General features: G+C 59.7%; 21 protein-coding genes. 9 read left to right on the forward strand and 12 right to left on the reverse strand.

Features of this window, described 5'->3' with window-relative positions:
• Positions 1-11: 11 nt before the first annotated feature.
• Positions 12-476 (reverse strand): CopD family protein, encoded by a 465-nt coding sequence (locus ACVWSC_RS06740; protein WP_442112569.1) that lies wholly within the window; start codon positions 474-476, stop codon positions 12-14.
• Between the two features lie 97 nt (positions 477-573).
• On the opposite strand from ACVWSC_RS06740, the gene dinG reads away from it, so the two are divergent.
• From dinG to pdxH, 5 genes are all read left to right on the forward strand, one after another.
• Positions 574-2718 carry an ATP-dependent DNA helicase DinG gene (dinG, locus tag ACVWSC_RS06745; RefSeq protein ID WP_442112571.1) on the forward strand — a complete coding sequence of 715 codons (2145 nt, stop codon included), beginning with the start codon at positions 574-576 and terminating at the stop codon, positions 2716-2718.
• 81 nt (positions 2719-2799) lie between these two features.
• Complete coding sequence (locus tag ACVWSC_RS06750; RefSeq protein ID WP_442112573.1) at positions 2800-5055, forward strand: beta-galactosidase; 2256 nt, start codon at positions 2800-2802, stop codon at positions 5053-5055.
• 138 nt (positions 5056-5193) lie between these two features.
• Entirely contained in the window at positions 5194-6339 is a 1146-nt protein-coding gene (locus ACVWSC_RS06755) for a serine hydrolase domain-containing protein (protein WP_442112575.1), read from the forward strand.
• 98 nt (positions 6340-6437) lie between these two features.
• Positions 6438-7409 carry an OmpA family protein gene (locus ACVWSC_RS06760; RefSeq protein WP_442112577.1) on the forward strand — a complete coding sequence of 324 codons (972 nt, stop codon included), beginning with the start codon at positions 6438-6440 and terminating at the stop codon, positions 7407-7409.
• 18 nt (positions 7410-7427) lie between these two features.
• A complete protein-coding gene (pdxH, locus tag ACVWSC_RS06765) occupies positions 7428-8075 on the forward strand; it encodes a pyridoxamine 5'-phosphate oxidase (RefSeq protein WP_442112579.1) in 648 nt (215 codons plus the stop codon).
• Here the strand turns inward: pdxH and ACVWSC_RS06770 are convergent.
• On the reverse strand, positions 8072-8308 hold the full coding sequence (locus ACVWSC_RS06770) for a hypothetical protein (protein ID WP_442112581.1): 237 nt from the start codon (positions 8306-8308) through the stop codon (positions 8072-8074). The genes pdxH and ACVWSC_RS06770 overlap by 4 nt on opposite strands.
• A 145-nt stretch (positions 8309-8453) precedes the next feature.
• Between ACVWSC_RS06770 and ACVWSC_RS06775 the strand changes: the two genes are divergently transcribed.
• The gene (locus ACVWSC_RS06775) at positions 8454-8918 is read left to right on the forward strand and encodes an outer membrane lipoprotein (protein ID WP_442112583.1); all 465 of its coding nucleotides are present in this window, start codon (positions 8454-8456) and stop codon (positions 8916-8918) included.
• Between the two features lie 129 nt (positions 8919-9047).
• On the opposite strand, the gene nhaA is transcribed toward ACVWSC_RS06775, so the two are convergent.
• Positions 9048-10226, reverse strand: coding sequence for a Na+/H+ antiporter NhaA (gene nhaA / locus ACVWSC_RS06780; RefSeq protein ID WP_442112585.1), 1179 nt, complete (start codon positions 10224-10226; stop codon positions 9048-9050).
• Between the two features lie 220 nt (positions 10227-10446).
• On the opposite strand from nhaA, the gene ACVWSC_RS06785 reads away from it, so the two are divergent.
• Positions 10447-11541, forward strand: a complete 1095-nt coding sequence (locus ACVWSC_RS06785) for a PLP-dependent cysteine synthase family protein (RefSeq protein WP_442112587.1) — start codon at positions 10447-10449, stop codon at positions 11539-11541.
• A 76-nt stretch (positions 11542-11617) separates the two neighbouring features.
• On the opposite strand, the gene ACVWSC_RS06790 is transcribed toward ACVWSC_RS06785, so the two are convergent.
• The 3 genes from ACVWSC_RS06790 to ACVWSC_RS06800 all read right to left on the reverse strand — a co-directional run bounded on the left by ACVWSC_RS06790 (position 11618) and on the right by ACVWSC_RS06800 (position 14673).
• On the reverse strand, positions 11618-13225 hold the full coding sequence (locus ACVWSC_RS06790; protein ID WP_442112589.1) for an NAD(P)/FAD-dependent oxidoreductase: 1608 nt from the start codon (positions 13223-13225) through the stop codon (positions 11618-11620).
• Positions 13226-13331: 106 nt separating this feature from the next.
• Entirely contained in the window at positions 13332-14003 is a 672-nt protein-coding gene (locus ACVWSC_RS06795; protein ID WP_442112591.1) for a COG3650 family protein, read from the reverse strand.
• 70 nt (positions 14004-14073) lie between these two features.
• Positions 14074-14673 carry a short chain dehydrogenase gene (locus tag ACVWSC_RS06800; protein ID WP_442112593.1) on the reverse strand — a complete coding sequence of 200 codons (600 nt, stop codon included), beginning with the start codon at positions 14671-14673 and terminating at the stop codon, positions 14074-14076.
• A gap of 107 nt (positions 14674-14780) precedes the next feature.
• Between ACVWSC_RS06800 and ACVWSC_RS06805 the strand changes: the two genes are divergently transcribed.
• A complete protein-coding gene (locus ACVWSC_RS06805; protein WP_442112595.1) occupies positions 14781-15689 on the forward strand; it encodes a LysR family transcriptional regulator in 909 nt (302 codons plus the stop codon).
• A 136-nt stretch (positions 15690-15825) separates the two neighbouring features.
• Here ACVWSC_RS06805 and ACVWSC_RS06810 read toward each other — a convergent pair whose 3' ends face one another.
• The 5 genes from ACVWSC_RS06810 to ACVWSC_RS06830 form a co-directional block, all read right to left on the reverse strand.
• The gene (locus ACVWSC_RS06810; RefSeq protein ID WP_442112597.1) at positions 15826-16527 is read right to left on the reverse strand and encodes an ABC transporter ATP-binding protein; all 702 of its coding nucleotides are present in this window, start codon (positions 16525-16527) and stop codon (positions 15826-15828) included.
• Entirely contained in the window at positions 16528-17295 is a 768-nt protein-coding gene (gene livG, locus ACVWSC_RS06815; RefSeq protein ID WP_442112599.1) for a high-affinity branched-chain amino acid ABC transporter ATP-binding protein LivG, read from the reverse strand. It abuts the gene before it with no gap.
• Positions 17292-18548, reverse strand: a complete 1257-nt coding sequence (locus ACVWSC_RS06820; protein ID WP_442112601.1) for a high-affinity branched-chain amino acid ABC transporter permease LivM — start codon at positions 18546-18548, stop codon at positions 17292-17294. The genes livG and ACVWSC_RS06820 overlap by 4 nt, the downstream gene beginning before the upstream one ends.
• The gene (livH, locus tag ACVWSC_RS06825) at positions 18545-19468 is read right to left on the reverse strand and encodes a high-affinity branched-chain amino acid ABC transporter permease LivH (protein WP_442112603.1); all 924 of its coding nucleotides are present in this window, start codon (positions 19466-19468) and stop codon (positions 18545-18547) included. Before livH ends, ACVWSC_RS06820 begins: the two co-directional genes overlap by 4 nt.
• Positions 19469-19693: 225 nt before the next feature.
• On the reverse strand, positions 19694-20821 hold the full coding sequence (locus ACVWSC_RS06830) for a branched-chain amino acid ABC transporter substrate-binding protein (RefSeq protein WP_442112605.1): 1128 nt from the start codon (positions 20819-20821) through the stop codon (positions 19694-19696).
• A 321-nt stretch (positions 20822-21142) separates the two neighbouring features.
• Here ACVWSC_RS06830 and ACVWSC_RS06835 point away from each other — a divergent pair, with 321 nt between their 5' ends.
• Positions 21143-21448, forward strand: coding sequence for a DUF2288 domain-containing protein (locus ACVWSC_RS06835; RefSeq protein ID WP_442112607.1), 306 nt, complete (start codon positions 21143-21145; stop codon positions 21446-21448).
• Between the two features lie 181 nt (positions 21449-21629).
• Here the strand turns inward: ACVWSC_RS06835 and ACVWSC_RS06840 are convergent, their stop codons facing one another.
• Positions 21630-23813 (reverse strand): hypothetical protein, encoded by a 2184-nt coding sequence (locus ACVWSC_RS06840; protein ID WP_442112609.1) that lies wholly within the window; start codon positions 23811-23813, stop codon positions 21630-21632.
• Positions 23814-23989 lie beyond the last annotated feature (176 nt).

Raw genomic sequence — 23989 nt, forward strand, 5'->3', positions numbered from 1 at the left:
TCCTACCCGCGTCAGGTCAGCAGGCGGGTAGTTGCTACCAGCACCACGGCAATACCCAGCAGCAGGTTAATGCCCACCAGACGGCGAATCTTGCCCAGCACCGCAGCGCCTGTCGGCCAGTCTTGTGCTTCTACCGCCTTGCGCAATTCCGGCAGCAGCAATGACCGCACACGAATAAACAGCGCGATCATGGCAATACCACCGCCGATCATCACTTGCACATAGCGTGGCGCTGCGTCGAGGCCGCCAAAACGCAGGTGCAGCATGCCCACGCCGCTGATCGCCAGGACGGCGATGGCCACCCAGACCCACACAAAAAAACGCTGAAACACTTCTACCCACAGACGCAGGCGTTCAGGTCCGGCAAGCGCTGCAACCGCCGCAGGCCGCAGGATCAGCCAGGCGAAGAACATCCCGCCGACCCACACCAGGGCGGCCAGAACGTGCAGGCTATAAGGAAGGGCAAAGGCGGTCATCGGGATCTCCATTCGGCGCAAAGGGCAATAGCGGGGTATGATAGCGGCCCGATCGAAACACTGAAAATTTATCCAGCCCTCCGGGCGCCCCGACACCATGATCAGCAACGAACTCAAAACCACCATTCAGGGCGCCTATTCGCGTTTTCTCGAAGCCAAGAGCCTCAAGCCTCGCTATGGCCAGCGCCTGATGATCGCCGAAGTCGCCAAAGTACTCGGCGATATCGCCTGCGACGATGAAGGCCGCCGTGCCGGTGACCCTGCGGTGGTAGCGGTCGAGGCCGGTACCGGTACGGGTAAAACCGTTGCCTACAGCCTGGCCTCGATTCCAGCCGCCAAGGCTGCGGGCAAGCGCCTGGTGATCGCCACCGCCACGGTGGCCCTGCAGGAACAGATCGTCTTCAAAGACCTGCCCGACCTGATGCGCAACAGTGGCCTGAACTTCAGCTTCGCCCTGGCCAAGGGCCGTGGCCGTTATTTGTGCCTCTCCAAGCTCGACCTGCTGCTGCAGGAGGGCCATGCACAATCGGCCACTGCCCAGCTGTTCGAAGAAGAAGGCTTCAAGATCGAAGTCGATGAGGCCAGCCAGAAGCTTTACACCAGCATGATCGAAAAGCTCGCCGGTAACCGTTGGGACGGTGACCGCGACAGCTGGCCCCAAGCCCTGGAAGACCAGGACTGGGCGCGCCTGACCACCGATCATAGCCAGTGCACCGGCCGTCATTGCCCCAATTTTGGCCAGTGCACGTTCTATAAGGCCCGTGAGGGCATGGGCAAGGTCGATGTGATTGTCACCAACCACGACATGGTCCTGGCTGACCTGGCCCTGGGCGGTGGAGCGGTGCTGCCGGACCCTCGCGACACGATTTACGTGTTCGACGAAGGCCACCACCTGCCCGACAAGGCCATCGGCCATTTTGCGCATTACACCCGCCTGCGCTCCACCGCCGACTGGCTTGAGCAAACCGCCAAGAACCTGACCAAATTGCTGGCCCAGCACCCCTTGCCGGGTGACTTGGGCAAGCTGATCGAGCAGGTGCCGGAACTGGCGCGCGAAATCAAGGCGCAGCAGCAATTCATGTTCAGTGCCTGCGAACAGGTGGCAGATTTTCGCCCCGGCGAAGACATGGAAGGCCGCGAACGGCCGCGCCATCGCTTCGAGGGCGGCGTGGTACCTGAGCACATGCGCGAGATGGGCATCGAGCTGAAAAAAGGTTTCTCACGCCTGACCGACTTGTTCACTCGCCTGACTGACCTGCTCAAGGAAGGTATGGATGCCGAGGTGAACATCGGTATTGCCAGCCATCAGGCCGAAGAGTGGTACCCGCTGTTCGGTAGCCTGTTGATGCGTGCCCAGGGCAACTGGGAGCTGTGGACTGCGTTCACCACCGAAGACCCTGAAGACAGCCCGCCCATGGCCCGCTGGCTGACCCTGGCTGAAAGCGGTGCGCTGTTCGACATCGAGGTTAATGCCAGCCCGATCCTTGCGGCCGAAATGCTACGGCGCAACTTGTGGAATGTGGCCCACGGTGCGCTGGTCACCTCGGCAACCTTGACTGCCCTGGGTAAGTTCGATCGTTTCCGCATGCGTGCCGGCTTGCCCAAAGATGCTGTCACCGCTGTCGTGCCCAGCCCTTTCCATCATGTCGATGCCGGAGTGTTGCGGGTGCCGGATTTGCGTGCCGATCCCCGCGATGCGGTCGCGCACACGGCGGCCATCATTCGCGACCTGCCCGAGCTGGTGGAAGGTTCGCGTGGCTCGCTGGTGCTGTTCTCTTCGCGCAAGCAGATGCAGGACGTGTTCGACGGCCTGGATCGCGACTGGCGCAAGCAGGTGTTCATCCAGGGCAACCTGTCCAAGCAGGAAACCCTCAACAAGCACAAGGCCCGCGTCGATGGTGGCGATTCCAGCGTCTTGTTCGGCCTGGCCAGCTTTGCCGAAGGAGTCGACTTGCCAGGGGCCTACTGTGAGCATGTGGTGATCGCCAAGATCCCCTTCGCCGTCCCCGATGACCCGGTCGAAGCGGCACTGGCCGAGTGGATCGAAGCCCGCGGCGGTAACCCGTTCATGGAAATCGCCGTGCCAGACGCCTCGTTACGCCTGATCCAGGCCTGCGGTCGCCTGCTGCGCACTGAAGAAGACCGCGGCACCATCACCTTGCTGGATCGACGTGTGGTCACCCAGCGCTATGGCAAAGCTATTCTCAATGCGCTGCCGCCGTTTCGCCGGGAAATTTCCTGAGCCCCGGGGATCTATGCGCCGGGGCGTTGTCTATGTCTGAGTTCAAGGCCCGCAAGGGCCCTCAAGGAGAGTTCCAGCCCTATGATTCGCCGTACCTTGCCTGCTGTCTTCGCACTGTTGTTCAGCACACCGCTGCTGGCCGGACAACAGACGCTGTTCAGCTTCGTGCGCCCGGCCGCCGTGGTCAACGTGGTAACCGAAGACGCCAGCCTGCCGCAATACAATGCAGAGCAGACGGCCGAGGGCGAAGTGTTGCGGCGTGTGGTGTTCAATCCGGTGCAGCGCCCCAGCCTGCGTTTGAGCCCACAAAGTGGTGCGTGGGACTGGTCGACAGCAACGGCCATGACGCTGCGTTTGCAAAGTGCGATGGATTGGCCGCTAACCGTGGACGTCACGGTAGTGAGCAGCGACGGCAAAACCCTCACCAGCCGTATCGACCTGCCCGCCGGGCCTGCGCAAACGGTGCTGGTGCCGCTGACCGCCAACTCGCCGCTGAGCCAGGGCATGCGTGCCGGCCCGCCGATGCCCTGGGTGCATGAGGGGCAGCGCTGGCTGCTGACCAGCAGCAGTGGTGCGGTGGATTTGAAGCAAGTGGTGTCGGTGACCTTGTCGATGAACAAGCCCAATGTCGCCCAGAGCCTGTTGATTGAACGTGTCGGCATCCAGGATGACGACCAGGTGCAAAAGGCCGTGTATACCGGCTTGATCGATGCCTATGGCCAATCCACGCGAGGCCGCTGGCCGGAGAAAATTGTCAGCGATGACCAGCTCAAGGCCGCCGCAAGCCGTGAGCAGCAGCAACTCAAGGGCTGGCTGGCCGAGCGCAGCCAATTGCCTCGCGATCGCTTTGGTGGTGTCACCAGCGGGCCGAGTTTCGAGGCCAAGGGCTTCTTCCGTACCGAGAAGCGCGACGGGCGCTGGTACCTGGTTACCCCTGAAGGCCATCCGTTCTACTCGTTGGGCGTCAACACGGTGGCTGTTGATGGTGGGCGCACCTACGTTGCCGGGCGTGAAGCCATGTTCACGGCGTTGCCGCAAGCAGGCGAGCCGTTGGCGCAGTTCTATGGCGAGGGTAACAACAACGACGGTAACGGCTCGTCCAGCGGGCGCAATTTCAATCAAGGCCGCTGGTTTGACTTCTACGCGGCCAACCTTGAGCGCAGCTATGGCAAACCCTGCACGCCGACTGCTGCAACCGGCACTGCGGCGGCAGTGGAATGCCCAGCCCCGGCGCTAGACCTGCAGCGTTGGCAAGGGCACACCCTCGATCGCCTGCAGGCCTGGGGTTTCAATACCCTGGGCAATTGGAGCGAACCTGCACTGGGGCAGGCTGACCGCATGCCTTACACCTTGCCACTGTCGATTGTTGGCGATTACACCAGCATCAGTACCGGGATGGACTGGTGGGGGCGGATGCCCGATCCGTTCGACCCGCGTTTTGCCATGGCCACCGAGCGGGCTGTGGCTATCGCAGCCCGTGACCACCGAGACGACCCGTGGCTGATTGGCTACTTCGCTGACAATGAGCTGGCCTGGGCCGCCCCGGGCGATGATCCCAAGGCGCGTTACGCCCTGGCCTACGGCACCCTGCGCCTGACCACCGACGTACCGGCTAAACGGGCCTTTCTCAAGCAATTGCGCGACAAATACCGTAACCAGGCAGGCCTGTCCAAGGCCTGGGGTATCGAGCTGAGCGCCTGGGAGCTGATGGAAGACCCAGGCTTTGAGCCGCCACTGCCGAGCGCGGAATACCCTGAAATCGAGGCCGACTTCAAGCACTTCCAGAAAGTCTTCGCCGACACTTATTTCAAAACCATTGCCGATTCGCTCAAGTGGCATGCACCCAATCACTTGCTGCTGGGTGGCCGTTACGCGGTCAGCACACCGGAAGCAGTGGCGGCCTGTGCCGAGTTCTGTGATGTCCTGAGTTTCAACTTCTACACCCCCAAACCCCAGGACGGCTACGACTTCGCTCAGCTCAATGCCTTGGACAAGCCAGTGCTGGTATCGGAATTCCAGTTCGGGTCGCGCGACCGCGGGCCGTTCTGGCCCGGGCCGATGGAAGTGGCCAAGGAAGAAGGGCGCGGTCCGGCCTATGCCGCTTTCGTCAAGGCGGCGCTGGCTGAACCGTCGATTGTCGGCGTGCACTGGTTCCAGTACCTCGACCAGCCTGCCAGCGGGCGTTTGCTCGATGGCGAGAACGGTCACTTCGGCTTGGTAGGCATCACTGATGTGCCGTTCCAGGGCTTTGTCGGCAGTGTGCGTAAAAGCAACCTGCAAGCGCAGGAGCAGATTGGCAAGGCCCCGGCCGCTGATCAGGTTGGCAAAGCCCGCTAACAATGGCCTGGCAGCCCGCGGTGCAGTAAGCGCGGCGGGCCGCTGAACCAGCCCCTGACTGATGTCTGTTCCCAAAAGCCTCGCAGGCTGAAACAATGCACGCCATTTTCGACAGCAGTGTGCGTGAGGAGCGGCCGGGTGCAGATTCAGGGTCATTACGAGCTTAAGTTCGAAGCCGTGCGTGAAGCCTTTGCAGCGTTGTTCGACGACCATCAGGAACGTGGTGCGGCGCTGTGCATTCAGGTGGGTGGCGAGACCGTCGTTGACCTCTGGTCCGGTACCGCCGACAAAGACGGCGCCGAAGCCTGGCACAGCGATACCATCGCCAACCTGTTCTCCTGCACCAAGATGTTCACCGCCGTGACGGCTTTGCAACTGGTAGGCGAGGGCAAGCTCGACCTCGATGTTCCGGTAGCGCGTTACTGGCCGGAGTTCGCCCAGGCGGATAAACAAGCCATTACCCTGCGCCAGTTGCTCAGTCATCGGGCGGGTGTACCTGCGCTGCGTGAGCAACTGCCACCGGCAGCCTTGTACGACTGGCAAACCATGGTGCAGGCCCTGGCCGCCGAGGCACCTTGGTGGACACCGGGCACCGCCCATGGCTATGCGGCGATCACCTACGGCTGGCTGATTGGCGAGCTGATCCGGCGTGCCGACGGCCGCAGCCCGGGCGAATCGATCGTTGCCCGTACAGCACGCCCGCTGGGCCTGGACTTCCACATCGGCCTGGCCGACGAGGACTTCCCGCGGGTTGCCCATGTCGCCCGTGGCAAGGGCAATATGGGTGATGCCGCCGCTCAGCGGCTGGTGCAGGTTACGATGCACGAACCGCAGGCGTTGTCTTCGCGCGCGTTCACCAACCCCCCAGGTATGCTCACCAGCACCAACAAACCTGAATGGCGGCGGATGCAGCAGCCCGCGGCCAACGGTCATGGCAATGCCCGTAGCCTGGCCGGGTTTTATGCCGGTCTGCTCGACGGCAGCCTGCTGGAGTCCGAACTGCTCGATGAGCTGACACGCGAGCACAGCCTGGGCGAAGACAAAACCCTATTGACCCAAACCCGCTTTGGCCTGGGCTGCATGCTGGATCAACCGAGCGTGGCCAATGCCACCTTTGGTCTGGGCGGCAAAGCCTTTGGTCACCCCGGCGCCGGAGGGTCTGTTGGTTTCGCCGATCCGGAGTACGATGTCGCCTTTGGTTTTGTCACCAATACCCTGGGCCCTTATGTGTTGATGGACCCGCGTGCGCAGAAACTGGTGAGGGTCTTGGCAAGTTGCCTTTGATCGGTTAACCGCCGTATAGCCTGAACCCTTTGGCTATCCTGAATTCCAAGCCTTGCGCTATTGGGCCGTTTTTCTTTCATTTTCATGGTGTATCTCAGATGTCTTCACACAAAACCTTAGCTATCGCCCTGTGCCTGGCCATGACCGGTTGCGCCCAGCACTCTCAGAAAGGCACGGCTGACAGCGGGATTGACTGGTGGCCTTTTGGTTCGGACCAAGTTGCCAGCCAGGAAGTGAAAGAGGTCGTTGTCGATAAAGTCGCCAAGGCCGATGCCAAATCCGAGAGCAACAGCCGCTGGTGGTGGCCGTTCGGTGACAGCGACAAGGCAAAGGTTGCCGCTGTACCGAAAATCGATCACAAAGCCACCCAGGCCTGGCTGGACAGCTACGAGCCGCGCTTGCGCGAAGCGATCAAAGACAGCAAGTTCGAGCTTGAGCGCCGTGAAGACGTGCTGGTCGTGACCGTGCCAGTCGACAGTTCCTACAACCCGGACCGTCCGGCCATGCTGCTGCCGGTCACTTTGGGGCCGATCACCCGTGTGGCCAAAGCTATTGAAACCGACAAGCAAACCGCTGTGCTGGTGCTGGGCCATGCCGACACCAGCGGCGCTGCTGCCGGTAACCAGAAGCTCAGCCAGGAGCGTGCCCAGTCGATCGCAGCGATCTTCCGCCTCAGCGGCCTGGAGCGTGATCGCCTGATGCTGCGTGGCATGGGCTCGGAAATGCCACGTGCAGCCAACGACAGCCTGCAGGGCCGTTCGCTCAATCGTCGGGTAGAGATGGTGCTGACCCCACAAAACACCATGGTCGCCTTGCTGGCCAAGTACAAGCAGCCTACGCCAAGCCCGGCCGAGCTGGTTGCGGTGCAAGATGCCAAGGCTCCGGTCAAGGCAGCGGTAGCTCCTGCAGCCAAGGCCCCGGCTAAAAAGGCCAGCGCCAGCAAAAAAGCCACCCCGGCCAAGGCCACCACCGCCAAAAAGAAAGCCCCTGCAGCCAAGCCCGCCGCTAAAAAGCCGGCGCCCGCTGCCAAGAAAGTGGCTGCCAACACTAGCCCTGCGAAGACCAACTAATCGTCAAGGAACGCAGCAATGACCCAAACCCTGGCCGATATGCGCCGCGACTACACCCGTGATGGCCTGGCCGAAGCCCAGGCCCCGGCGGAGCCTTTCGCGTTGTTTCGCCAATGGTTCGCTGACGCCGTGAAAACCGAGCAGCCGCCCGTCGAAGCCAATGCCATGACCGTGGCAACGGTAGATGCTGACGGCCGCCCACACTGCCGGATCCTGTTGCTCAAGGGGCTGGATGAACAAGGTTTTACCTTCTTCACCAACTACGACAGTGCCAAGGGCCAGCAACTGCAGGCCAACCCGTTCGCGGCGATGACGTTCTTCTGGCCTGCGCTGGAGCGTCAGGTGCGCATTGAGGGGCGTGTGGTCAAAGTGACGCCAGAGGAGTCGGATGAGTATTACCAGGTGCGGCCATTGGGCAGCCGCCTGGGCGCCTGGGCCTCGCCGCAGAGCCAGGTGATTGCTGATCGCGCCGAGCTCGAAGGTCTGGTCAAGGCGACCGAGCAACGCTTCAGCGACAGCCAGCCGCATTGCCCGGAACACTGGGGCGGCTACCGTTTGCTGCCAGAGCGTATCGAGTTCTGGCAAGGGCGTGCCAGCCGCTTGCACGACCGCCTCAACTACCGTCTGCAACAAGGCGCCTGGTTGCGCGAACGTCTGGCGCCTTAACCCGCCCGGTAACCGGCGGCCTCGCGTTCCAGCCAGGCCGCCAGCTCGGCACGTTTGACCTTTTGCGCCCTGGCGTTGTCCAGACATTTAAGCATGTAAGCCTTCTTGCCTTCGTCCGCACCGGCCATTGAAAGCGCCAGGTCGCGGTCCATCCAGCGGCGGATGCGTACGTACAACCACCAGTGAAAATACAAACCCGCCACAGTCGTAATGACGACGATGAAGTAATCCATGTCTATCCTTGCGCTAAACGTTTTCAGGCTGCATCGATGACACAGGCTGTATGGAAGCTGAATGGAATCAATTTTACTCCGCCTCAGCCGTGACAGGCGTCAATGTGCGGAGTCTAATAAACACCTGACTTTTGGAGATCATCCTATGCGTAAATCTGTTTTGCTGGTTGCCTGCTTTACCACCCTGTCGCTGCTGCTCACCGGCTGTGCGTCCAGCCTGACGGGTGACTCCTACTCGCGTGACGAAGCTCGCCGTGTACAAACCGTGCGCATGGGTACCATCGAAGCGCTGCGTCCGGTGAAAATCGAAGGTACCAAGACCCCTATCGGTGGTGGCGCTGGTGCTGTTGTCGGTGGTGTAGCCGGTAGTGCCATCGGTGGTGGTCGTGGCAGCATCGTTGCTGCGGTCATTGGTGCCGTGGCCGGTGGCCTGGCGGGTTCTGCCGCTGAAGAAGGTCTGACCCGTACCCAAGGCGTTGAAATCACCGTGCGTGAAGATGACGGCAGCATGCGTGCCTATGTTCAGGCAGTCCAGGAAAACGAGATTTTCCGTGTGGGCGAGCGTGTTCGTATCATGACCGTTGACGGTACCAGCCGCGTTTCTCACTGATACCTAAGTAACAATAAAAACCCCGACTCGGCAGTGCCGGTCGGGGTTTTTTTGTGTGGGAGCGGGCTTGCCCCGCGATTGCAGTGTCAGTACCGCCGCTATCGCGGGGCAAGCCCGCTCCTACAGGCGTCAGGCAACCGGGGCCTTGCGGCTGGCCAGTGCGGTCACGCTGTAACCGATCAGCGCAGCAAGAATGGAACCGGTGAGAATGCCCATGCGGTCCATGCCGGCGTACTCACTGCTGCCCGGAACAAAGGCCAGCGAACCGACGAACAGGCTCATGGTGAAGCCGATACCGCAGAGGATCGCCACACCCAATACCTGACCCCAGTTGGCGCCACTTGGCAGGGCCGCCATGCCAAGTTTGACCGCCAACCAGGTCAAGCCGAATACCCCCACGGTCTTGCCCAGCAGCAGGCCAACGGCAATGCCCATCGGCACGTAGTGGGTGAAGCTTTCCAGGGTTACGCCTGCCAGCGATACCCCGGCATTGGCAAACGCGAACAAGGGCAGAATGCCGTAGGCCACCCAGGGATGCAGGGCATGCTCAAGCGTGAGCAGTGGCGACGGCTCGGCATTGCGGGTGCGCAAGGGGATGCACAGGGCCAGGGTGACCCCGGCGAGGGTCGCGTGGACGCCGCTCTTGAGTACGCAAACCCAGAGGATCAGGCCAACCACCATGTAGGGGCCGAGTTTGACCACGCCGAGGCGGTTCATGGCGATCAGGGCCAACAGGCAGGCAGCAGCCAGCATCAGCGACAGGCTCGACAGTTCACCCGAGTAAAACAGCGCGATGACAATGATTGCGCCCAGGTCATCGATAATCGCCAGGGTCATCAAAAACAGTTTGAGCGACACCGGTACACGCTTGCCCAGCAGTGCCAGCACGCCCAGGGCAAAGGCGATGTCGGTGGCCATGGGAATGGCCCAGCCGGCAATCGCGGCAGGGTTGTCCTTGTTCAGGAACCAGTAGATCAGCGCCGGAACCACCATACCGCCAATCGCTGCAGCGCCTGGGAGGACGATCTGCGACGGCTTGGACAAATGGCCATCGATGATTTCGCGCTTGACCTCAAGGCCGATCAACAGAAAGAACAGGGCCATCAGGCCGTCGTTGATCCACAGCAGCAAGGGCTTGGCGATTTTCAGGGCGCCGATCTGGGCGACCACAGGCACATCCAGCAAGCCGTTGTACAAGTACGACAACGGCGAGTTGTTGATGATCAGGGCCAGGGCGGCTGCAGCAATCAGCAATAGACCGCTGGCAGCTTCCAACTGAAAGAAACGAGTGAAAGTGCTACGCAGCAAGGGCGCTCTCCATCCTGAGGGTTCTGATAGGGGCACACCCTACCCTGTGAGGATATGCTTTCAAACAAAAACTATATTCTTTTTTGTTATAAGCTGTGACTAACCCGTCGAGGGCAGCCTAGCAGTTGGCCGGAAACATTTTGCCTGGCTGTACCTGTTGATGATGTAGGGACTTTCTTAACATGATCACTTGTACATCGATCTTTTTCGGGACTGGACCATGAACGATCACCGTCAGTGGGCACGTGAAGCTATTCGCATCATCGAGGCCGACTTCCAACGCAGTGCCGATACGCACCTGATTCCGCTACCGTTGCCGGGCTTTCCTGAGGTCGAGCTGTATTTCAAGGATGAATCCAGCCACCCCACCGGAAGCTTGAAGCACCGCCTGGCCCGCTCGCTGTTCCTGTATGCCTTGTGTAATGGCTGGCTGCAGCCCGGCGCGCCAGTGATCGAGGCGTCCAGTGGCTCGACGGCAATCTCTGAAGCTTACTTCGCACGCTTGCTTGGCCTGCCGTTCATTGCTGTGGTGCCTGCCAGCACCTCACAGGAAAAGATCGCGCAGATTGCGTTCTATGGCGGCCAGAGTCACCTGGTGGACGATCCGACCCAGCTGTATGCGGAATCCGAGCGCCTGGCGCGTGAAACCGGCGGTCATTTCATGGACCAGTTCACCTACGCCGAGCGCGCAACCGACTGGCGAGCCAATAACAACATTGCCGAATCGATCTTTACCCAGATGCGTTTTGAGCGGCACCCGGAACCGGCCTGGTTGATTTCCAGCCCGGGTACAGGGGGGACCACTGCGACCCTCGGACGCTATGTGCGCTATCGCCAGCATGTAACGCGGGTGCTGTGTGCAGATGCCGAGCGCTCGGTGTTTTTCGACAGCTACACCAGTGGTGACCGCTCGTTGTCGCTGGACTGCGGGTCTGGAATCGAAGGCATTGGTCGACCGCGTGTTGAAGCGTCATTTCTGCCGCAGGTCATCGACGCCATGGTCAAAGTGCCCGATGCACTGTCGCTGGCGGCAATGCATTACCTGGCTGAGCGATTAGGACGGCGGGTGGGCGGTTCGAGTGGTACCAACCTGATTGGTGCGCTGATGGCTGCGCAACAGATGAAGGCAGCAGGAGAGGCCGGGTCGATTGTGGCCATTCTCTGCGATGGCGGCGATCGCTATGCGACCACGTATTACGATCAGGATTGGCTGGCGGGGCAGGGGTATGAGTTGGCAGCGTTGATTTCGGCGGTACGCGCCTGTGTGGAGCAGGGACAGGCGTTGCCAGAAGCGGTTTTGCGGGCGGGGATTTGAAGGCCATCGCGGGGCAAGCCCGCTCCCACCGGAAAGGTCTGGTGGGAGCGGGCTTGCCCCGCGAAAGCGATCAGGCTTAGATACCCAACATGCTGCGCGCCACTGCTTCGGCAATCCGAATGCCGTCAACGCCAGCCGAGAGGATACCACCGGCATAACCGGCACCTTCGCCCGCCGGGAACAGACCCTTGAGGTTCAGACTCTGCATGCTGGCATCACGGGTGATACGCAGCGGTGAGGATGTACGCGTCTCGATCCCGGTCAACACGGCGTCATGCAGGTTGTAGCCCTTGATCTGACGATCGAAGGCCGGCAAGGCCTCGCGAATCGCCTCGATGGCAAAGTCAGGCAGGCTCGGAGCCAGGTCGCCAAGGTTGACGCCCGGCTTGTACGACGGCTCGACACTGCCCAGCGCGGTGGACGGCCGACCGGCGACAAAGTCGCCCACCAACTGGGCTGGCGCCTGGTAGTTGCTGCCGCCCAGTACATAGGCGTGGGCTTCCAGTTGCTCCTGCAACTCGATACCGGCCAGCGGGCCGCCCGGGTAATCCTGCTCCGGAGTAATACCCACAACGATACCGGAGTTGGCATTACGCTCGTTCCGCGAATACTGGCTCATGCCGTTGGTGACGACCCGGCCTGGCTCGCTGGTGGCCGCAACGACAGTACCGCCTGGGCACATGCAGAAGCTGTACACCGAACGGCCGTTCTTGGCGTGGTGCACCAGTTTGTAGTCGGCCGCGCCCAGTTTAGGGTGGCCGGCGTATTTGCCCAGGCGGGCCTGGTCGATAAGCGACTGCGGGTGCTCGATCCGGAAACCGATCGAGAAGGGTTTGGCTTCCATGAACACGCCACGGGCGTGCAGCATGCGGAAGGTGTCACGGGCGCTGTGACCCAGTGCCAGTACCACATGGCGGGAAAGCAGCTGTTCGCCGCTGGCCAGTACCACGCCATTGAGTTGACCGTCTTCCATCAACAGGTCAGTCACTTTCTCTTCGAAGCGTACTTCGCCACCCAGCGCGTGGATCTCGTGGCGCATGTTTTCGACCATGCCGGTCAGGCGGAAGGTACCGATGTGCGGCTTGCTGACATACAGAATTTCTTCTGGCGCGCCTGCTTTGACGAACTCGTGCAGTACTTTGCGGCCATGATGGTGCGGGTCTTTGATCTGGCTGTAGAGTTTGCCGTCGGAGAAGGTCCCGGCACCGCCTTCACCGAACTGCACGTTCGACTCTGGGTTGAGCACGCTTTTGCGCCACAGGCCCCAGGTATCCTTGGTGCGTTGGCGTACTTCCTTGCCTCGCTCGAGGATGATTGGCTTGAAGCCCATTTGCGCCAGCAGCAGGCCGGCGAAAATCCCGCAGGGGCCGAAACCAACGACAATCGGACGCTCCTGCAGGTCGGCAGGCGCCTGGCCAACCACTTTGTAGCTGACATCCGGGGCGACGTTGACGTTGTGGTCGTCGGCGAACCTGCGCAACAGCTCGGCTTCGTTGCTGGCGTTCAGGTCGATGGTGTAGATGAACAGCATTTCGCTGTTCTTCTTGCGGGCATCATAGCTGCGCTTGAACAGGGTGAAGTCCAGCAACTGCTCGTCGCTGATCCCCAGGCGTTGCACGATGGCCTCGCGCAGGGCTTCATCAGGATGATCCAGCGGCAGCTTCAGTTCGGTGATTCGTAACATGGCAGGGTCCAGTATCCCGGCCATGAACGGCCGGCGGCTTTACACAAACCGCCAAGTATAAGCTGTTCACCGCCTTTGCAGGCAGGATAAACGCAGGCGCCGATGATCAGTCGCTGCGCGAGCCACCGTAATAGGCGCAACCGCGCATGGTTTTGCCATCAACGCGCAATTCGGCACTCAAGTGGCTGACCGCACCGCTCATGCTGTCGACACAGCGTTGTGGGGCAACCCAGAGGTCTACGCGCTGGCCATTGGCTTCAGTGCTGAGGTTGTAACGCCCGTCTGGCAATTGCTCTTCCAGGAACGGCACAGCCAGCTCTGGCACGCCCGGGCGGGTCAGGACCATGCCCTTGCCACTGGCTTTGAGGTCCCAGTCCGGCTCATTGCCGTGCGCGCGCAGGGTCAGGCGCTTGAAGTTGGGGTCGCTGCAGGCACTGTTGGAGTGCTCTACCCGATACAACCGCTGCACATTCAGCTGTCCATCGTTGCCGGCGTTCTGGCTGGTGGAAAGGTTGCCGCTGACATCGGCAAACAAGGTGCCGGGTTCACTGGCCAGTGCCGAGGCTTCCTGCAGCAGGCCGGTGTTGCCGCTATCGGCAATGGCAAAGTGGCGGCTTTCGCTGCAGGGTTTGAACAGCAGCTGGCCACCCTTGGCGCTCAGCTCACCTTGCATGCGGGTCATGCCGGCCGTGGGCGACTGCGGTTTTTCGGCCAGCATCTGGCAGCCGGCAAACAGCGGCAGCAGGGCGACAAGCAATAACGAAGGGGCGGCACGCATCGAGCAAACTCCAGGGTCTCTACCGAAAGGTGCCGCCACGTTACTCAGGCTGGGCGCCGATCACAAGGCCTCAGCCGACATGATAGGTTTGCCCGGTCTGCAGGCCCTCGACACTCTTGGCATAGGCCAGTGCCACCTCGGCCGCCGGTACCGGTTTGAAACCGCGAAAGTACGGGGCGTAGGCTGGCATTGCTTCGACCAGTACGTTCGGGCTGATCGAATTGACCCGCAGGCCGCGCGGCAGCTCGATGGCCGCCGCTTTGACGAAGGCGTCGATGGCACCGTTGACCAGGCTGGCCGAAGCACCGCTGCGAATAGGGTCATGGCTGGTGACACCGGTGGTGAAGGTGAACGAGCCACCGTCGTTAATGAACTCACGACCGATCAGCAGTAGGTTGACCTGGCCCATGAGTTTATCGTTCAGGCCCAAGGCAAAATGCGCTTCGGTCATCTCGTCCAATGGGGCAAAGGTGACATTCCCCGCTGCGCAAACCAGCGCATCGAAACGCCCGGTTTGCTCGAACAAGCGGCGAATCGAGGCGCTGTCGCTGATATCGACCTGATAATCGCCGCTGCTGCGACCAATGCGCAGCACTTCATGACGCTGCTCAAGTTCTTTGGCTACCGCCGAGCCGATAGTGCCGTTGGCGCCGATCAAGAGGATTTTCATTGAACCGTTCCTTGTAGGAGGTGAGGACAAGGCTCAAGTCTAGGGTGGATTTTTCTGCGGATAAGCGTGCTAATGGGCAACCTTTGGTTTTCATTTGGAAACAGTCCATGAGCGAGCTGGATGATCTGGCAGCCTTTGCCGTGTTGATGGATGCCGGTAGTTTCACCGTGGCTGCACAGCAACTGGGTTGGAGCAAGGGCCAGTTGTCCAAGCGTATTACTGCATTGGAAACCAGCCACTCGGTCAAACTGTTGCATCGCACCACCCGGCGCCTGAGCTTGACTGCGGCCGGCGCGATGTTGTTGCCCCAGGCCCAGGCCTTGGTGCGGCAAATGAATGGCGCCCGCCAAACCCTGGCCATGCTCAAGGATGAATTGGCCGGCCCAGTGCGTATGACCGTGCCGGTGTCTTTAGGGGAGACGTTTTTCGAAGGCTTGCTTCTGGAATTTACCCAGCGCTACCCCGACCTGCGGCTGGAGCTGGAGCTGAACAACGGGTACCGGGATTTGCTCGCTGATGGCTTTGACCTGGCGATCCGTACCGAGGTTGAGGACGATGCCCGACTGGTCGCTCGCCCGGTATTGGCCATGCAGGAACTGACCTGTGCCAGCCCGGCTTACCTTGAACGTCATGGGACGCCGGATACACCGATGCAGTTGAGTGGCCATCGATGCTTGCTCAACAGCCACTACAGCGGGCGCGAAGAATGGCTGTATCACCAGCAACATGAGCTGTTGCGGGTGCAGGTCAGTGGCAGCTTTGCCAGTAACCACTACAGCTTGCTGAAGAAAGCGGCATTGCTGGGAGCCGGGATTGCCCGCTTACCGTCCTACATGTTGCATGCGGAGTTGGCGGATGGGCGCTTGCAATGGTTGTTGCGTGATTATCAAACCCGCAGCGTGCCTTTATTTCTGGTTCACCCTTATCAGGGCAGGATGCCCAAGCGGGTGCAAGTGCTCGTCGACTACTTGATGCATTGGTTCAAGGGAAGCGGTCAGGTACTGCTGACCTTGTAGGAGCGGGCTTGCCCCGCGATTGCGGTGAGTCAGCAACATCGTATCGCGGGGCAAGCCCGCTCCTACCGGAGGTTGGGTTTAGTGGCAGCTAAAAATGAAAAAAGGCCCGAAGGCCTTTTTTCACGGGTTGCTGCAATCAGCCGCCCAGGTAGGCATCGCGAACCTTCGGATCGGTCAGCAGTGCTTCACCGGTGCCTTGCATCACCACCCGGCCGTTTTCCAGCACGTAGGCGCGGTCGGCGACTTTCAGCGCCTGGTTGGCGTTCTGCTCGACCAGGAACACCGTTACACCATCACGACGCAGCTGTTCGATGATGTCGAAGATCTGCTGGATGATGATCGGTGCCAGACCCAACGACGGCTCGTCGAGCAGCAACAGCTTGGGTTTGCTCATCAAGGCCCGGCCAATGGCGAGCATTTGCTGTTCGCCACCGGACATGGTGCCGCCACGCTGGTTGAAGCGCTCTTTCAGACGAGGGAACAGTTGCAGGACTTTATCCATCTGCTCCTGGTAGTCGCCCTTGTCGGTAAAGAAGCCGCCCATGGCCAGGTTTTCTTCCACGGTCAGACGAGCGAACACCCGACGACCTTCCGGCACCACGGCAATGCTTTTGCGCATGATGTGCGAGGAAGACTGGCCGACCAATTCTTCACCCAGGTACTTGATGCTACCGCTATGGGCCTGGGGCGATCCGCAGAGGGTCATCAGCAGGGTCGACTTGCCAGCACCGTTGGCACCGATCAGGGTCACGATCTCACCCTGATTGATCTCGACGTTGACGCTGTGCAGGGCCTGGATCTTGCCGTAGAACGTGGAAACGTTTTCAAACTGCAGCATTTACGCTTCCCCCAGGTAGGCTTTGATCACATCAGGGTTGTCGCGGATCTGCTCCGGCGTGCCATCGGCCAGCGGCGTACCCTGGTTGATAACGACGATATGGTCGGAGATGCTCATGACCAACTTCATGTCGTGCTCGATCAGTAGCACGGTGACGTTGTGCTCCTGGCGCAGGTAGGAGATCAGCGCCTTGAGGTCTTCGGTTTCCTTCGGGTTCAGACCTGCAGCGGGTTCGTCGAGCATGATGATCCGCGGACGGGTCATCATGCAGCGGGCGATTTCCAGGCGGCGTTGCTGACCGTAAGCCAAGGTCCCGGCGGGACGGTTGGCAAACTCCACCAGGTTGACCTTCTCCAGCCAGTACTGCGCGTACTCCTTCGCTTCGTGCTCGCTGCGACGAAAGCTCGGGGTTTTCAGTAGGCCGGCCAGGAAGTTGGTGTTCAGGTGGCGGTGCTGGGCGATCAGCAGGTTTTCCAGGGCGGTCATCTCTTTGAACAGACGCACGTTCTGGAACGTCCGCACCACGCCTTTGCGGGCAATCTCGTGACCGGCCAGGCCTTGAATCGGCTGGCCGTCGAGCAGGATGGTGCCGGCGCTGGGTTTGTAGAAACCGGTCAGGCAGTTGAACACTGTGGTTTTACCGGCACCGTTAGGGCCGATCAACGCCACCACCTGTTTTTCCTTGACGGTCAGGGCCACGCCGTTGACCGCCAACAAGCCGCCGAAGCGCATGCTCAGGCCGCTGACTTGCAGAATTTCGCGGCTCATCGACGCAGCTCCATATGAGGACGTTGCATAGGCAGCAGGCCTTGCGGACGCCAGATCATCATCAACACCATCAGCGCACCGAACATCAACATGCGGTATTCGCTGAATTCACGCATCAGTTCAGGCAGCAGGATCATCACGATGGCCGCAAGAATCACGCCCAGTTGCGAACCCATACCGCCCAATACCACGATGGCAAGGATGATGGCCGACTCGATGAAGGTGAACGACTCCGGTGTCACCAGGCCCTGACGGGCGGCGAAGAAGCTACCGGCGAAACCTGCAAAGCAAGCGCCCAGGGTGAACGCCGACAGCTTGATCACCGTTGGGTTCAGGCCCAGGGCACGGCAGGCGATCTCGTCTTCACGCAGCGCTTCCCAGGCGCGGCCGATCGGCATGCGCAGCAAGCGGTTGATCACGAACAGTGCCAGCAGGGCCAGCAGCAGGGCGACCAGATAGAGGAAGATCACTTTGTTGATCGAGTTGTACTGCAGGCCAAAGAACTCATGGAAGGTCTGCATGCCTTCGGCGGCCTTGCGTTCAAAGGTCAGGCCGAAGAAGGTGGGTTTCTCGATGTTACTGATCCCGTTTGGACCGCCGGTCAGCCCGGTGAGGTTACGCAGGAACAGGCGGATGATCTCACCAAAGCCCAGGGTCACGATCGCCAGGTAGTCACCACGCAAGCGCAATACCGGGAAGCCGAGCAGGAAGCCAAAGGTCGCCGCCATCAGGCCAGCGATCGGCAGGCAGATCCAGAAGCTCAGACCGTAGTAGTGCGAGAGCAGGGCGTAGCTGTAGGCGCCGACGGCGTAGAAACCGACATAACCCAGGTCGAGCAGGCCCGCCAGGCCGACCACGATGTTCAGGCCAAGCCCGAGCAGTACGTAGATCAGGATCAGGGTGGCAATGTCGACCGCGCCGCGTGAGCCGAAGAACGGCCACACCAGGGCTACCACGATCAAGCCCATGATCACCCAGCGCTGGGTTTTGGGCAGGGTCAGGAAGTTGCTCATGGCCGGCGAAATCAGCTTGCGGTCCGAACGGCTGCGCGTCACTGCGCTCCATTGCTTGTCGAACAGCACGCGCAGGAACATCAGCACCGAGCACACGGCGATGACCGTGATAGTGAAGGGGCCCTGGCTATGAACGATCAGGTTGATGCCGTCGATGCTGAGCTTCAGGCCCAGCACTGGGAAGGCCACGGCCCAGACCAGCAAGGCGCTGAAGAACGCTTGTTTGAGATTTCTGTTCATACTTTTTCAACCTCCGGACGGCCGAGAATGCCGGTCGGACGGAACAACAGCACCAGAACCAAAAGACCAAAGGCCACCACGTCCTTGTACTGGTCGCCGAAGATGTCGGCGCCAAAGGCTTCAGCCACCCCCAGTACCAGCCCGCCGAGCATCGCGCCCGGGATACTGCCGATACCGCCCAGCACCGCCGCGGTAAAGGCTTTCAAGCCCACCAGGAAGCCGGCGTTGGGGTTGATCACGCCGTACTGCATGCTCAGCAGTACCGCCGCCACGGCTGCCAGGGCAGCACCGATGACGAAGGTCAGGGCGATGATGTTGTTGGTGTTGATGCCCAACAGGTTGGCCATCTTGATGTCTTCGGCACAGGCGCGGCAGGCGCGGCCCAGGCGAGAGCGGGAGATGAACAGGGTCAGGCCGGTCATCGCCACCAGGGTGACAACGAATACCAGGATCTGCATGTAGGAGATCAGCACTTCCTCTGCGCCGCCCGGGCCGAAGGAGATACTCCCAGGGATCAGGTTGGGGATGGACTTGTCCTTGGAGTCCTGGGATAGCAATACGGTGTTTTGCAGGAAAATCGACATACCGATGGCAGAGATCAGCGGGATCAACCGGTTGCTGTTACGCAAGGGGCGGTAGGCGACCCGTTCGATACTGTAGCCATAGGCACTGGTTACACAGATCGTGGCGACGAAGGCGACGGTCATCAATATCGGCAGTGAGTGAATCCCCATCATGGCCAGCCCGGCAAGGGCAATGAAGGCCACGTAGGAGCCAATCATGTAAACCTCGCCATGGGCGAAGTTGATCATTCCAATGATGCCGTAAACCATTGTGTAGCCAATGGCTATCAAGGCATAGGTGCTGCCAATGGTCAGACCATTAACCAGCTGTTGGAAGAAGTGATAGATCTCAGGCATTACAGCGCTCCTAAAAACCCGATACGCATTTCACTGGTGGGGCAACCCGGCCCGGTCTTGTGGTCTTCAGCCACTTCGACCCAGGCACTGCCAGAGAACCGCTGGTGACGGTTTTAAGATTTTCAGGTGAACCTGCCCCCGGATCGCGGGAATCAGGCCCATGAACCTCGTAAAACAAAGCCCACTGCTCGCACAGTGGGCTTCTAGTCATTTAGTCAAACGGGATTACTGTGGGGAAACTTCGGTTTTAGGTTTGCCGAAATGCCATTCGTAGACCACGAATTTGAAGTCTTTCAGGTCGCCCTTGGCGTCGTACGACAGGTCGCCAGTCGGAGTCTTGAAGGTACCGGCGTGGATGGCTGCAGCCACTTTGTCGGTGTCTTCGGACTTGGCCGCCTTGATGCCCTGGGCGATCAGCTCGACTGCAGAGTAGGCCGGGAACACGAACGGACCGCTTGGGTCTTTGCCGTCAGCCTTGATTGCATCGGCGATGGCTTTGTTCGCAGGATCGGCGTCAAACGACTTCGGCAGGGTAACCAGCAAGCCTTCGGAAGCGCCTTGAGCGATCTGCGAGATGGAGTCGTTGCCGACACCTTCTGGGCCCATGAACTTGGCTTTCAGGCCTTTTTCCTGTGCTTGACGCAGGATCAGGCCCAGCTCTGGGTGGTAGCCGCCGTAGTAGACGAAGTCGACGTTGGCTTGCTTGAGCTTCTGGATGATCGAGGAGAAGTCTTTGTCGCCGGCGTTCAGGCCTTCGAACACGGCAACCTTGGTGCCTTTGCCTTCCAGGGTTTGTTTGACCGCGGTGGCGATACCTTCACCGTATTGCTGCTTGTCGTGCAGTACGGCAACCACTTTCGGTTTGACGTGGTCGGCGATGTAGTTACCTGCAGCCGGGCCTTGGGCGCTGTCCAGGCCGATAGTACGGAAGACCAGCTTGTAACCACGGGCGGTGATTTCCGGGCTGGTGGCCGCCGGGGTGATCATGATCACGCCTTCGTCTTCGTAGATATCCGAAGCAGGCTGGGTGGAGCTGGAGCACAGGTGGCCGATCACGTATTTGACGCCATCGTTGACCACTTTGTTGGCAACCGCTACGGCCTGTTTAGGGTCGCACGCGTCGTCGTATTCCTTGGCTTCAAGCATCTTGCCGTCAACGCCGCCTGCAGCGTTGATGTCTTTGATGGCTTGTTTTGCACCGATGAACTGCATATCGCCGTACTGCGTTACCGGGCCGGTTTTCGGGCCAGCAATGCCGATCATGATGGTATCGGCGGCAAACGAATGGCTGGCAACCCCGGCCAGAACCATTGCGGCAAACAGCTTGGAAATCTGCTTAGTAGCCTTACTCATAGTGCTCCACTCATTCTGTTGTAATTTTTATAGTCCTGCGGCCAGAGCGTGAGGACCGGATTGCACCGAATTCGCCCTGGCAACTGTACCGGTACAGTGTAGAGCGCTGCTTTGTCGCTTGAAAAGCAGCCCAGCTGAGGCAAATTCGGCGCGTGTCGCTTAATTGACAGAAACTTACAAGAAAGCGGCTTGGTCTTGCCCTGATTCCCGGGGCCATCCTTTGCTTTCAAGTCCTTTTCGATCAATTACTTATTTGAAACCGGGTTTTTCTGCAAAAATACCGACTTCTTACAGTAGTCGAATTATTTCTGGCAGGAACCCATGACTGATCAACCAAGCACCCTCTATGCCAAACTGCTCGGCGAGACCGCAGTAATCGAGTGGAAAGCCCTGGAACGTTTTTGGGCCAAGGGTGACCTGATTTGGGTCGACGCGAGTCTGGACCTGATCGAAGTTGCGCAGGCAATGGCCGAGAACCGCAGTGAAACCTTCGCTGCATGGCGCAATGCTGGCACTGTAGGCCAGGTGACTGCCGAGCAGGCGCTAGACCTCCAGAGCCGCGATCCAGAGATCTGGGCGGTGGTGGTTTCGCCGTTCATTGTGATTCAGGAAAAGAAAAGCGCCTGACCGCGCCCCAGATTGGTGCGCGAAAACAAGCAGCAGGGAGATTTTGGTGCGCAGGACTGTTCAGCGAAGGTGGCTGTTGGTAACAGTTGAGTGTGCTTAACGTTAACGGTAACAGGTCGCGGGGCAAGCCCGCTCCTACACGTCATGTGTAGGAGCGGGCTTGCCCCGCGATGCTTCTAACTCAGTAATCCACCTTACCTGTGTGACTATTCAGCGAAATCACGCGGGTCTTGCCAATGCGGTGACGGAAGATTTCACGCAGGTATTTCACCGCTTTCTTCACGCATTCGCGCGACAGACGAATGTCATTGATCGACACGAACTTGCTCTTGTCGTTGATCAGCTCGCGGTACTTCTTCTCGTACATCGGCTTGATCGCATACCAGTTGGTATCGAGGATCTTCGCCGGGTTCTCGAATTCGTTGAGCAGATCATCGATGCGGTCTTCATCGAAGCTGTCGCTGGTGATGAACTCCAGGATCGCATTGTCCAGGGTGTCATCGAAGCGATACGGGTTACGCGCAAAGCAGCGCTTGATGAAGGCCACGATCAAGGTCAGGAAGTCGTCTGACAGGCACGGGCTCTTGGCGATCAGGGTGGTCAACGACAGGTTGGCCGACGCACCGATCACCAGGGCATAGCGTTTTAGGGTGGTGTTGGGGAACAGGCTGTTGAGGTGAGTCTTGAGCCGGTTCAGGTCCATGTACGAGAGTTTGTAGTCCTTGGGCAGCGAGACGATCGACACCACCGACGAGCAGTTTTTGAAAAAGTGCAGGTCGTGCAGGGCGGCTGCGTCATAGCCGGAGGCTTTGTACTGCTCCAGCGCCGCGCGATAACGTTTGGACTCGATCGGCAGCAGACTGATGCCCTCGATTGCCTGGGTCACCTTGTTGAAGTGCGGCAGGTCGATGGAGCGGAAGAACAGGTCGTCGATGTTCAGGCGCGGCTGATCTTTCTCGAACACTTTGAACTTGTCCGAGTTTGGTGACGGCTGTTCCGGTACCACGGACTCTGCATAGGCAATGGCCACAGGGCCGGCCAGGCTCATGAACAGGTCGTTGGCGTCCAGGCGGATGGTTTCGCCGATGTCGATGCCGGCACGGCGGAAGTAGTTCTGGTCGTAGTCGGTGGTGACCGCCTGGGCAGTGAGAATGTTGAAGATCTGCTGGGAGATGTACTGGTTGGCGTGCTTCTCCATGGCATTGACGTCAATGTTCTGGATGTTGCCGTCATCATTCTCTTCGGCGTAGCGCATGATGTCGTTGGAAATCAGCATCATCGCGTTCCATGGGCGAATGCGCCCCATGACGCTGGCTTCGCTGCTGTCTTCATTATCGAAGTTATAGGAGAAGTCCCATTCTTCAGACAGGTATTTGCACAGCAAACGTCCGGCGTTGATGTGCAGGGCTTCAGACATTTCGCTGCGGTGGTCGGAAATGTTCGGCAGCACACAGATGCCGCTGGTGAAGATCGGCTCGAAGACAAACGAGTGCCCGCTCTTGCCGTCGTTCTCGTCGGCAGGCTTGGTGTCGAAGGTCTTGTTCATGTACGAGTACTGCTGGGCCAGGCCGAACTCCGAAGCCATGCCTGAACCGGTACCGCCACCGGCGCTGAAGATGTAGAAGTACAGGCGTGACTGGTTGGCCTTGATCCCGCAGGAGTCGATCAGGTACGAGTGAATCAGCTTCCAGTCAGCGCTGGAAAACCGATGGGTTTCTTTGTTGAGGATGATCTTGGCCAGGTACTGGCCAAGGATCGGGGCGTTACCGGCACCGCCAGCATGGACTTCCGAGAGGTCCATGATCTTCATTTTGCTGTAGTCGCGGATGAAGCCGCTTTTTTCGCCCTTGCGCGAGAAACGGATGCGCCCGGCAATGTCTTTGTCCAGGTCGCCGAGCATGACCAGGGGTTCAACCAGAAAGACGGGCTTGCTGTGCTTGTTCTGCACCAGGCGCAGGTTGTTACGAATCCAGCGTGCCGGGCTGTAGTTCGGCTCGTTGCCGGCACGGTCTTCGTTGTTGAATTCGTTGAGGTAGAAGGTGCGGGCGTTGTATACAAGCTCGGCGACATCCAAGGCGATGTTCGAGCCGCAACGCCCCAGGCCGATCAGGCAGACCGACGGAAACTGTTGATCCAGACGGAGCTGGCTATCGTCCTCGACGTGGATGCTGGGCGGGAACACCAGGTCACGCAAGCCGTCGAGGTTGTCGAGGATGCGCTGGATATCGGTCTCGGTGAAGTACAGGTACTGCTGCGGGTTAAGCGCTCGCGGGCTGTAGAATTCTTTCGAGCCCGAAGCGCTGTACGCGGGAGTGGGTAAGGTCAGCTCGGAAACCGCGTTGGCAGAAGTAGTCTTGGAGGTCATTTTGCGCCATTTGCCTGGGGGTGGGTGGCTGTTCTGGTAAATGTCATAAAGCCATCACTGGATAAGTTTCGCGACTGTATCAGTGCGCATTTGGCGTGAGCGATAGGGGTTTACCCTAACCGTGTAGGAGTTTTCCTTGTCACGCCTGCAAACTGAATCGTCCAATCGTTCAACTT

The organism is Pseudomonas sp. NUPR-002, assembly GCF_056322725.1.